Source organism: Calothrix sp. PCC 7507 (genome assembly GCF_000316575.1).
Lineage (GTDB): Bacteria > Cyanobacteriota > Cyanobacteriia > Cyanobacteriales > Nostocaceae > Fortiea.
In genome coordinates this window covers 942,759-954,925 of record NC_019682.1, presented here as the reverse complement: position 1 = coordinate 954,925, position 12,167 = coordinate 942,759, and the positions used below count along the sequence as shown (strand labels likewise).

The window sequence follows — 12,167 nt, the reverse complement described above, 5'->3', positions numbered from 1 at the left end:
GGTGTGAATCAGCCTACAGACTCAAGACAGTAGGCTTTATCTGTATAGCCAAGATGGCTCACAAGAGGCAAGGGGGGGATAATTCATACCAATTTGAAGAATGATCGCTACAGATGTAGGTTGGGTTGAAGAATGTAGTAACCCAACATCCACCAAACTTTGAGGTGTTGGGTTTCACTTCGTTCTATCCAACCTACGCATCTGTCGCATTCTTCTTTTAAATTGGTATCAGATAACGATTTGATCTGAATAGGAGCCGCTTGAACGAAGAAACAGGGGAGAGAGGAGTAGTGCAGCAGGCATTCCCCCTTGCTCTCTACCCCCTTGCTTCTAGGCGGGGGATGGGAAAAGGGGAGGAACTTTATTTAAGTCCCTTCCCCTTTCCCTTTTAAGTTTTTTCCCTCTTCTATCCCCTTCCCTTTTCCCAAACTCTTAAGGAGGTGATTTATACTGATTTGCAAAGTGTCATACCAATTCCCTCAAATCAAGCAAAAGATATAAATCCAGAAACCTTGATTACATCTAAAGTCTGTTAATTTTGAATTGGTATTCTTCCCTACCTTCAGGTGCTACTCTAGCCTAGCCTGGGGCAAGTCGCATTCAGCGCATCTACGGGTTATCTTACTTTTTGAGTTCTGTAACCTGGGAACTCCCTTCAAAAAGGGATAACACGTCACCAAAAAGTCTATGGAAATCCCAGCGTCTAGTATAAATTTTGCCCAGATTTTGGGCTTGCTTAGACGCACTCATGACCGCTTATTGAAAAAAGGCAAGGTTCTAACCAGGATAATTATTTTATCTATCGGCGTTTATCAATGTAGAGTGCTAGCGGTGGTAATTTCACCTACATTGTGGTGCTAATTACAAACAAAAGTGGCTGTTGTTCCATTTCTGGAAACTCAACTTCTAAGGTATAAGTCTCGTTGGACCGCCCACAATATATTTCTACACTCACAGATCCTGCACTCAAAGACTGTGCCATTACTTGGGTGTTGTTGCCATAAAGTTTTACAGTTCCTTTAGCGGGTAACTCACCTTGAACACACAGTTTTCTCAACTGATTCTGAGACTGGTATTCTACTTTGAGCGTCAGAGTACCTAAGCTAGTCAGCCATTCTCTTTCTACCACTGGCTTGGTTAGAGAAAGTGGTAGAGTCAAATTTTCCAGCAGTTGTTTAGCTGCTAGCAGCGACAACGCCATCTGCTGACGTTCTAGTAACTCTGAGTAATCGCTTTGAATATTAGGCGTCGTCAGGGTATCTACAGAAGAACGATAGGTGCTTCTGAGCACCAATCCAGCCAGGTCATTGAGTGTCTGAGTATCATTGGGGAAAAAGTCCTCCACCACCTGAACTAATTTTGCCCCGAGTGGCAACGAGGATGTGAGCAACTCTTGACATTTTTCTAGCAATTGCTGGAAAACTCTTTCCGGCAGGGTAATTGGCAGATTCAGCTTGGACTGCTGCGCCATCCACCCCCAGCTAGGAACTAATGCCAGTGATGGCTCGTCTACGTAGTCGGGATAATCTGTTAGCTGTGTTTCCCAGGGGAATAAAGGCGGGTGGCTTTGGATTTGGATTTGTAACCGACGCTTGAGGACGGCTTGGAAACGTTCTTGCACAGTAGGAATTTCTCCCAGTTGAAAGGTTTGGGGCGTCCCTCCCAACTCCGGCTCACCACTGTTGGCTGCGGTGGCTTCTTTGAGAGGGTTTTCTACCCCGTCAACTTCCTCACACTCTACCGAAAGATGCTTGTGGGTTTCGGCATTATCTGCCAAAACCCAACTAAGTAACTGGTGTTGTAAGGATTCTGAGTCACTATTCATGAGTAGATGCACCTGATCCGGACACTAAAGAGTTACGAATTTCCCAAGCTTGTTCAAGAATCTTAAACCACCTTTTTTGAAGTTGTGCCATTGACAACCCTAAAGTTTTAGCAATTTTTTCGTCTGGTTCTCCTTGTTGCTTCAACTCTAATAGAGATTGCTGTTTATCGTCCAGTTGCGTTGTGTATGCTTGCCATTGCTGGGGAGTCAAGCCTAAATTTGTGTGCAAAGAAGCTTCTAACCACTCGTGAACCAATTCCCAGCGATGTAATAAGGCGAACCTAATTAAATGATATTTAAAGCGCTGCTGTAAGTAATCTCTCTGACGAGAGGTTAAACCCAAAACCGACTCGATTTCTTGTGCTGATAAATCTTGGAGGCGGAGAGAGAAGTAATCAGCACAATCAGATTGTTGTCTTTGTTCTAGATAATCCATTAATTCCGTAATCACCACAGAGCGCAACGTATCTTCTTCGGGTTCGGGTTCTGGTTGCGTCGCCATTGTCGAACGCAGTTGCTGCACTGCTGGCTCTTCCCAGGAACCATCAGCTTCATTAGCACTACCTTCAGCGGCTTGTTCTATGTCTACGCTGGTTTCTGGTGGTTGCTGTTGAGAGAAAGTTTGTGCCCGCAAGATAATCAACTGCTGCTGACGCCCTGGTAGAGGAATCCGGCGCTTACCATAGCGCTCAGTAAACGCCATGTACTCTGCTAATTCCAGAAGTGTCTGGGGGCGATAGGTGGGGCCAAGTTGGTTCTCTCGCCGGAAAGCGTTGAGTGCCTCCAGATAAAAACTCTGGAGAAAATCTTCAATAATTGTCAGCCGCCCTTGATAGCTCAATTGCCTCTGAGGCGGATTAATGTAACGATAGATAATCGCACTCAGAGTACTATGTAATTCTACCCTGCCCCGATTGGAACCCAACTGATAGTACCTGAGACACTGCTGCAGCCGATGTCGGGCTAGGGTTATCGCCGAGTTTTCCACAGCACCGGAAGCTTGGATACGTTTACTCTCATTGCAAATCCGGTAGACTTCGGCAGCAATTCGTGTTGCCACATCGCGGCAATTTTGCTCTGAAGCTTTGGTTGACTGCTGAAACTCCTGGAATAGGAGTTGAAATATCACCTCCACGCCGATAGAACTTTCTCCCTGAATAATTGCGGTTGCGGCTGAATTCATAGTCTCAGTTTAAAAAGACCCTAACATACTTAAACACAACCTGTACGACCGTGGGTTTTGGCTTGATGAATTTTGCGTATAAGCTAAATGCAGGCCAATCTTGCACGCTTGGATTGGGCTTGATTTATTATTCCCAACTTTGGTGGGATTGTTCACACTTTGATAGATATTATGGCCATTACCCAGGAGCCGTTTACAAGTCATTATGGATTTAGAAGCACAAATTCAATTGCTGATTGATCATGCCCCCCATGATGGTATAACACCACAACTCGTCACAGCAATTGCCCCTGTTTTAAATGCGATCGCCAAAAAGTTGCGCCACCCCCAGTATTATATTCTCCAAAGCTCGGAATCAAACTGGGTTTTAACTACATTGAGCAACCGCGCGAATCCAGAATTGGAAAAGCACGTAATTTATGCTTTTCCTACATTACAAGATATTACTTTGACCTCATCTGCTGGACTTGACCCCCAGATAATAGCCACAGCCGTTCCTGTCACTCACATTTTGTTCCAAATGCTCGCATTAGAGCCAGTAGATAGTATAGTTTTTTTTGAAACTCCTGGTAAGACCACCAACGCCGTCGAAGTCAAACGGGTTGACGTGCAAAAACAGATTCAACGAAAACTACAAAACAACCGCTCGTCAAGACAGGTTCCACCTAATATTGCTTAGAAACCTCCACAGAAAAAAGTGCTGTGTCATGCTGTACCGCAAGCGGAAACTGCAGGGTACGAAGTCTTACGTAGTGTACTCCTACGGGGAAGCAAGCTACGCGGAGCGTTCCTGTAGGGTAGCATCTAGATATTCGCAGGAGCCTAAAATTCTCCCCTGCACTACGTTGCAGGGAAAAATGACAATGGATCATTTAGGGACTTCCGGAAAATAGCTTATCCAAATTTACTCAGATAATATTTTTCTTTCTCCCCCTGCTCCCTGCTCCCATTCGGTACGCTCACGGCAAGCCTGCTCCCTGCCTACAAAGCGATAGGATATTTTTTAGTCGGAAGTCCCTTATTTCATGGAGTTCTCTCAAGGGAACGGGGTATTGGGCATTTGTCATTGGCGAAGAGGTGATTACCTATGCCCTATGCCCTAATAAAGCCGACTCAATACATAATCAGCTATGTTAATCAGTGCTTGATGAGATTCTGAAGTTGGGAAAACGGCCAGATGGTCAACTGCTACCTTAGCATGGTGTGCAGCTAATTCCCGCGATCGCTGTATGCCTTGACTGTCTTGAACCAGTGACAACGCTTGCTCTAAATCTCCTGCTTGGGAAAACTGTCGCTCAATCAGCGTTTCCAGATATGGTTTTTCTTCTAAAGCGAATAAAACTGGTGCAGTTAAGTTACCACTTTTGAGATCCGAGCCTGCGGGTTTACCCAGTGTATCTGTGGAACTAGTGAAATCTAAAATATCATCAACAATTTGAAATGCCAAACCAAAGTGACGACCATAGCCATACAAATGTTCCGCCATTTCCTGTGAAACTTCACTGAGTAAACCAGCCGCCTTAGAACTGTTCGCAAATAACGTGGCGGCTTTATAATAGGTCTTCTTTAGGTAAGTCTCGATTGAAGTACTAGTATCAAAGTGATTAAGTCCCTGCTGAATTTCTCCTGTAGCTAAATCCATAATCACTTGCGATAACAGCTTTACCACTTCTAAATTGTCCAAGTTTGCTAAATACCAAGATGCTTGAGCAAAAAGAAAATCCCCTGCCTGGATAGCAATCCGGTTCCCGAACAAACTGTGAACTGTGGGAACACCTCGCCGCACCTCTGATTCATCAACAACGTCATCGTGTACTAAGCTTGCTGTATGAATCATTTCCGTAATCTCAGCTAGACGACGGTGACGTGGTGTAATGTCTTTTTCTAGCATTGTTGCCCGCGATACTAGTAGGACAATCGCCGGTCTGATACGCTTTCCCCCGGCTCCAAATAGATGTTCTGCCGCCGCGTAAAGAATGGGGTGGTCATTTCCAATTAGCTGTATCAGGTTATCTGCTAGTATTTGCAGGTCTGCTTCCACAGGATTAAACATAGAGGTGGCTGACGTCATGGATAGGCGGACTCTGGCTGAGGTTACGAAAGTTTACATATCTTATACTCATTTTAAGATAATCCTGTGCCAGCGCAAAGTTTTGATTAAGGAATCCCACACTCATTGTCTGTTGCTGGGGATTGGGGAACTCAGGGCCCCCTCTGGGGATAAAGGGCAATGGGGATTGGGGACTAGTATTTTTTACTGAGTACGGGCTAAACGCCCCGCTACTGCTAAAAGCACTCAGCACTTTCAAGCTAGTCGATTTTCAGTATCTATAGTTACGAGGGATGAGAAAAAGTACTGAGGCAGAATTAATTACACACTATTGTTTTCCCTTGCCTGTTTCCTGTCCCCACGAATGAGGTTAATTTATCGATCCTCCATTACCTAATTACCCATTACACATTAGCTATTTTCGGGGTGAGACAGGTTTTTTGCAGCCTTGTTCAAACCATCTAGAAAATTTTAAATTTAGCCATAAAATTGGCTTAAAATTCAGAGTCATTGTGTTACGCTAAAATCTAGGGATTTTAAATTTTTCAGATATTCACCCCCGAAAGGGAAATCACCTATAAGTAATTTTACTTACCAGGTGCGATGAGTCGAGAATAAGTCGTCGCGGTTGAATTAAGGAAGTAATTCCTTTGTATTTTCTAGCGACATGAAAGCCTCTTGTGTTGGAGCTATGCGCTTATCCCTTTGTGGGGAAGTCGTTACGCGTCTTGAGCGCACGTTGTTCGCCAGCGTTGCTCTACTAATAGTGGTGCAATAAAATAGCGCAGACTGGGTAGACTGCTGAGGAGTGTAGCTGAAAGTTGCCTTATGGCAATTTAGCTGCTCTGGGATGTATGATCTGCGAAAAATTAAGTTAAACAATAAACTTGACGACCGGGGAAGACTTTGTCTCTACGGCGGAGTTTATCATAGTGTGCTTTGTCCATCAAGGATTAACTTGCTTGGCTCAGGTTCTACTAATGTTATTGGATTTCATATTAGTTTCACAAAAGTGCTGGTAGAACAATGATTTACGGAAATATGCCTATGATGATTTTTATTTTAGCTGCTGGATATTTATTCACTGTCTACCTATTATTAGCATTGGCAAAGCGAACAGGTAAAAACTCTATACCTGCCAATGTTCCTGCGACAGCGAAGAGAAAACGCAAGTCGTCAGTAACGTCAAATGTGACTGAAGTAGTCAATAGTCAATAGTCAAGTATGATCACCGAAGAGGCTTTTGTGCAGGGGGAGGATTTATGCTGCCGCTGCTGTTTCCTCTTTTTGACTCTGGACTCTAGATTGTTGACCAATTACCCAACGAAGTCTTGTTGTAAGTGTGACACTGTAGTATCAGTGAAGCACACTTCTTCAACCATTGGGGTATAGCCTAGCCACTGTACCCCCGATTGGGTAAATTGTTGGGAACAACCGCTGACGGCGAAGCGAGTTGGTAATGGCGGATGGGTATTTTTTAATCCTAATAAGTCTAATTCTTGAGAACAGGCTGCTACAACGTGAACAGCTGGGTCAATTAGTGTTACCTGAGAGGGTAAAAGCGATCGCAGCACTGGTGCAAGGTGGGGATAATGAGTACAGCCATAAACTAAAGTGTCTATTTTTTGCTGTAATAGAGGCTCTAGATAAGAACGTGCCACCTCAGCAGTGTAGGGGTCATGAATGCGGTTCTGCTCAATTAATGGCACGAACTCCGGACAACCGACTTGCCAAACCTGGACATCAGGATCAATTTCCAGGATGGCGTGCCGATAGGCATTGCTTTTAGCTGTGGCTGGGGTAGCAATTACACCAATACGCTTGCCTTGCTGTACTGCTGCTTTTGCGCCTGGGAGGATAACGCCGAGAATGGGTAGGTTGAATTCCTCACGGACAGTTTCCAGCGCCAAGGCAGAGCTAGTATTGCAAGCCATAACCACCATTTTCACCTGCTGCTGTTGCATCCAGGTGAGAATTTCGCGCACAAACTGGATGATTTCCGTTTGAGAACGAATGCCGTAAGGAAGTCTAGCTGTGTCACCAAAATAAATGACTGACTCGTGGGGGAGTTGTCGATAGAGTTGTCGCAGTACCGTCAGTCCACCCACCCCACTGTCAAAGATGCCGATTGGGGCACGTTGAGGTTCTTGTTCTGAAAAATGGTAGAGATTGCCTTCAAAAAAAGAAGATGAATACACAGGCAGATGTTAGTTGAGGTTTTTTGATTTTAAGGTGCTGGCTCTAGTTAACAAGTCGTTAATTGACTACTAAATCCTGCACATAAATTTAATGAGGAATTTTTACTACATTATTACCTTTTTTGCAAGTACTTGAGGATACCACGAGCGATCGCATCCGCCATGCGATTTTGATACTCTGGACTGGCTAATCTAGGATTATCCTCTCGACCAGTCATATAACCTGTTTCCACTAAAATTGAGGGCATAGCACTCTTCCTCAAGACATAGAAACGTGCTTTGCGAGTTCCCCGGTCTTTGATCGTACCAATTTCATTGAGGATTGTTTGGCGGACTACATTAGCTAGATCGTAACCGCTGTCATAATAATATACCTCTAACCCATTAACATCAGGTCGAGCATCTACAGAATTCGCGTGAACACTGACAAACAAAGTCGCATTAACTCGCTGGGCGATGTCTACCCGTCCCTGAAGTTCGACAAAAAAGTCAGCGTCCCGCGTTAACACGGCTTGTACACCATTTTGCTGCAAAATTGCGGCAATCCTTCTACCTATAGGCAGAACTACATCTTTTTCTAGCAGTCCGCCGATACCGGGTGCGCCAGAGTCTTTACCACCATGTCCGGGGTCAATAACTACTAACAATTTTCCTCGAGGTACTGAAGGGCGGGGCTGTGGCTGCGGTATAGTCCGAGGATTATCTATGACATTTGGGTCTGGTAATTGTGCGCTGTTTGGTGATGGTAGGGGAGGTAAACCAACAGGAGGGATGTTTGGGGATGTAACTCGACGATTTCTTTGTAACTCTAGAGCCAAAAGTGGACCACCGAGCTGATTGAGTTCGCCAATTTGCACACCAGCAGCAGGTTGGACAAGCACAACCACAGTATTAGAGTCGGGCTGGGGTTGCAGACGAACCCGGAGGATAGGACTATTAGCATTTAAATTGGGCCCGGTGACACGCGGAGATAACTGAGCATTAGGAATAGTAATGCGGAATAAACCAGAGGTTCTATCCCAACCACCAGTAGCAGATAAAGCTTGGTCGCCTCTAATTAACAGTTGTGTGCCATTACCAGCTAATTCCACAGATTGAATTGTCGAGGGGGAATTATTCGCAAATGGTGTGGGATTAGAGTTATCATCTCCTGGCAATCTCACCACACGATTAGGTAGAACGACCAAACCGCCACCACCGCTACTAGTAGCGCGCCAATCGGGGCTATTGCTATCTACCTTTAACGTCAGACGAACTGCAGCCGGTCTAGTTTGAAGTTGGGTGAATTGTAGGCGCGAGACACCATGTTTATTGACTGCCTGATCGCTTTGCTGTAACCGTGGTGATAAAGTAGCACCAGCGATGTCTATAAAAATGGTATTGCGATCGCGGCTACGAATGACCTGAGTTTTGGGATTCTCGCCACTTGTGCGGATGAAAAAGCCATCGCCTGTGACTTGCAGGTTCTCAATTTGAGTTGCTCCACCTACAGTGTTGGCACTAACAACATTCCTGTTATTCACTGGAGGAGCAGATTCTGGTGTCACCACATTGTAAATATTTCTCGGAGATGACACTGGTGGTAGCGGTGGTGTCCTCACAGGGATTTCGCGATCGCTCGGAGGTTGTGGCTGTAGTACAATCTCCGTTGATGAGGCGACTTTCTCAGTCTCTGGGGTAGGTAATTGCACTGTCCAACGGCTAGCAGTGATACCTGTGAATTTTACCTGTTGAGGGTCTAGGGTATAACCAGGGGTAAGTTCCACAACTATACGAGTCGTTTGTTGGTCAAATTGCCCCACCCGAATTGAACGAATAGCCCCACCTACAGGTTGTGTCACCTGCGGCCGCCCAAATGTTGTTTCTGGTAAATCAATCACCAGACGAGTGGGGTTAAAGATGAGTTGTGCTTTGGGTTGAACAGCACCTGTAGTGTTGATTTCCAGTCGTTTTTGATTGGCATCAAAACGCCATGATTCTAGCCTCGCGGCCATTGCTGGCGACGATAGCATGAAGATAGTTCCAAAAGTACCGGGTAGTAACCAGTGTAGTTTCACAGTCAATTCTCCTGATTCGCATTCATGGGAGCCGTTAAGCTTACAAAATATTGGTAAATCCTCACACCGTCACAGCCCAAACTTTAGCTTTGATGCAGCAAAAGCATTTCGCTCTGGTATCAAGACACAGCTAATGGCGTAGGATTCTAGCACGTGTTTGTAATTTTGCCATGCCGTCACCATCTAGAAAATCACCTGTAAAGCAACAAATAAAGCCAAAAAGAAATAATTAGAGTTAATCTGACTAATAATTCCTTGATGGTGCAGAGCGAGCAGATTTGTCTGTGGAATCAATCAAACATCCTTGCATCTAAAATTCCCCAGCCTCTAGATTTATCTATGGGGTCAATCAAAAATCGTTCCACTGAACTTGTCGGAGTGTCACGACGAACGCGAACAGCGTTCCGCAGGAAAGTCTAAAATCAAAGTTATTTGACTCAGTCAATCCTAGTCAATCACTTTAAAATTAGCCAAGGATTGATCTTGAGGAGTTGATAAGAGGCAGGGGACAGGGGCACGAAAAAGAATTACAAACCGTGTAGAATAGTGTGCTAAAGCACCACTGCTGGCAACTGCTTTAATTAACTTAGTGACAGCTAATCTTTAATATTCAGAAAAATATTTATCGATAGATGTGTCGAGTGGTACTGATTGAGATTAATTGCCTCTAGAGTAGTCCTCTTCCATAAGTCGAGATTTGTTAAATTGAACCATAAATGTAGATGCGGAAAAGCGAGATAGTGCTGAGTCCTGAGTAAAAAATACCAGTCCCCAGCGCTGCACTGAGTTTTGACTGCGCTCAATTACCGCTTGTCGTAACCCTCCGGAGAAGCAAGCTACGCGTAGCGTCCCGCAGGGAAGTGTCCCCAATCCCCAGTCCCTCTTTCATGTCTTCTGGTGTACGCTGTTCATGATTACTACTTAGTTGTATCAAAATCAGCATTGTTTAAATGTATTTACCCAAAAAATTGAGACTAAATTACTTATCTTTGTTTTAGGTACTGGAGGACACCGCGAGCGATCGCCTCTGCCATCTGATTTTGATAAGCTGAGGTTTGTAGTTTGGCGACATCTTCTCGACCAGTCAAATAACCAGTTTCCACCAGAATAGAGGGCATAGAACTTTTTCTGAGGACAAAGAACCTGGCGCGTCGCACTCCTCTGTCTCTGATATTCAAACTCTGGAGAATGCTTTTATGGACTGTTCGAGCTAGATTCAACCCACTGTCGTAATAATACGTTTCTAAGCCACTGACATCCGGACGACCAGCACCTGCTGAATTAGCGTGAATGCTGACAAATACGGTAGCTCTGGCTTTTGCAGCCATCTCTACTCGCCCTGGCAAACTAACAAAATAGTCAGAATTTCGAGCCATAACCACTTGTACACCATTTTGCTGCAAAATCGCTGCTAGCTTTTTACTAATGGGTAGGATAATATCCTTCTCGCGTACTCCTCCAATGCCGATTGCTCCAGGGTCTTTGCCGCCATGTCCGGGGTCAATCATGACTACCACCCGCCCATTGGGAACTGAAGGACGTGTTGCTGGCTGTGGTATGGGCTGGCGATTGGGATTTGTGGGGTCTGGTAATTGTGCGCTGTTTGGTGGTGGTAGAGGCGGTAAACCAACGGGAGGTATTCCAGGGCGTGTTAGTAGACGAGAGCGTCGGAATTGTAAAGCCAAAAGTTGACCACCGAGCTGATTGAGTTCGCCAATTTGCACACCAGCAGCAGGTTGGACAAGCACAACCACAGTATTAGAGTCGGGCTGTGGTTGCAGACGAACCCGGAGGATAGGACTATTAGCGTTTAAATTGGGCCCGGTGACACGCGGAGATAACTGAGCATTAGGAATAGTAATGCGGAATAAACCAGAGGTTCTATCCCAACCACCAGTAGCAGATAAAGCTTGGTCGCCTCTAATTAACAGTTGTGTGCCATTACCAGCTAATTCCACAGATTGAATTGTCGAGGGGGAATTATTCGCAAATGGTGTGGGATTAGAGTTATCATCTCCTGGCAATCTCACCACACGATTAGGTAGAACGACCAAACCGCCACCACCGCTACTAGTAGCGCGCCAATCGGGGCTATTGCTATCTACCTTTAACGTCAGACGGACTGCAGCCGGTCTAGTTTGGAGTTGGGTGAATTGTAGGCGCGAGACACCATGTTTATTGACTGCCTGATCGCTTTGCTGTAACCGTGGTGATAAAGTAGCACCAGCGATGTCTATAAAAATGGTATTGCGATCGCGGCTACGAATGACCTGAGTTTTGGGATTCTCGCCACTTGTGCGGATGAAAAAGCCATCGCCTGTGACTTGTAGGTTCTCAATTTGAGTTGCTCCACCTACAGTGTTGGCAACCTGAGATAACTCAGGTTGTCTTTCAGAGCCTATGGTGACAGCATTATAAACATTACTGGGCGACGAAAGTGCTTTTTCCGCTGTTGGCTTGGGCAATTTTACTGTCCAACGACTGGCAGTTGCGCCCACAAACTGCACCTGCTGGGGGTCTAGGGTATAACCAGGAGTTAGTTCAATGACTATCCGCGTTGTTTGTTGGTCAAATTGTCCAACACGAATTGAACGAATAGCCCCACCTACAGGTTGTGTCACCTGCGATCGCCCAAATGTTGTTTCTGGTAAATCAATCACCAGACGAGTGGGGTTAAAGATGAGTTGTGCTTTGGGTTGAACAGCACCCGCAGTGTTGATTTCCAGCCTATTTTCATTGGCATCAAAACGCCATGATTCCAGCCTCGCGGCCATTGCTGGCGACGATAGCATGAAGATAGTTCCAAAAGTACCAGGTAGTAACCAGTGTAGTTTCAAAATCCTTTCTCCTGATT

At 45.3% G+C, this 12,167-nt stretch carries 8 protein-coding genes; 2 read left to right on the top strand and 6 right to left on the bottom strand.

Annotated features, from left to right (window positions below; translation table 11 throughout):
- Nucleotides 1–844: 844 nt before the first annotated feature.
- Entirely contained in the window at nucleotides 845–1,825 is a 981-nt protein-coding gene (locus CAL7507_RS04270; protein ID WP_015127197.1) for a hypothetical protein, read from the bottom strand.
- Entirely contained in the window at nucleotides 1,818–3,008 is a 1,191-nt protein-coding gene (gene hetZ, locus CAL7507_RS04265; protein WP_015127196.1) for a heterocyst differentiation protein HetZ, read from the bottom strand. Before hetZ ends, CAL7507_RS04270 begins: the two co-directional genes overlap by 8 nt.
- A gap of 205 nt (nucleotides 3,009–3,213) precedes the next feature.
- Between hetZ and CAL7507_RS04260 the strand changes: the two genes are divergently transcribed.
- The gene (locus tag CAL7507_RS04260; protein ID WP_015127195.1) at nucleotides 3,214–3,687 is read left to right on the top strand and encodes a hypothetical protein; all 474 of its coding nucleotides are present in this window, start codon (nucleotides 3,214–3,216) and stop codon (nucleotides 3,685–3,687) included.
- A 420-nt stretch (nucleotides 3,688–4,107) separates the two neighbouring features.
- Here CAL7507_RS04260 and sds read toward each other — a convergent pair whose 3' ends face one another.
- On the bottom strand, nucleotides 4,108–5,079 hold the full coding sequence (gene sds / locus CAL7507_RS04255) for a solanesyl diphosphate synthase (protein WP_015127194.1): 972 nt from the start codon (nucleotides 5,077–5,079) through the stop codon (nucleotides 4,108–4,110).
- Between the two features lie 1,005 nt (nucleotides 5,080–6,084).
- Between sds and CAL7507_RS32950 the strand changes: the two genes are divergently transcribed.
- On the top strand, nucleotides 6,085–6,276 hold the full coding sequence (locus CAL7507_RS32950) for a hypothetical protein (RefSeq protein ID WP_015127193.1): 192 nt from the start codon (nucleotides 6,085–6,087) through the stop codon (nucleotides 6,274–6,276).
- 98 nt (nucleotides 6,277–6,374) lie between these two features.
- On the opposite strand, the gene murI is transcribed toward CAL7507_RS32950, so the two are convergent.
- From murI to CAL7507_RS04235, 3 genes are all read right to left on the bottom strand, one after another.
- Complete coding sequence (gene murI / locus CAL7507_RS04245; protein WP_015127192.1) at nucleotides 6,375–7,256, bottom strand: glutamate racemase; 882 nt, start codon at nucleotides 7,254–7,256, stop codon at nucleotides 6,375–6,377.
- Between the two features lie 113 nt (nucleotides 7,257–7,369).
- Nucleotides 7,370–9,313 (bottom strand): N-acetylmuramoyl-L-alanine amidase, encoded by a 1,944-nt coding sequence (locus CAL7507_RS04240; RefSeq protein ID WP_015127191.1) that lies wholly within the window; start codon nucleotides 9,311–9,313, stop codon nucleotides 7,370–7,372.
- Nucleotides 9,314–10,296: 983 nt separating this feature from the next.
- On the bottom strand, nucleotides 10,297–12,150 hold the full coding sequence (locus CAL7507_RS04235) for an N-acetylmuramoyl-L-alanine amidase (protein ID WP_015127190.1): 1,854 nt from the start codon (nucleotides 12,148–12,150) through the stop codon (nucleotides 10,297–10,299).
- Nucleotides 12,151–12,167 lie beyond the last annotated feature (17 nt).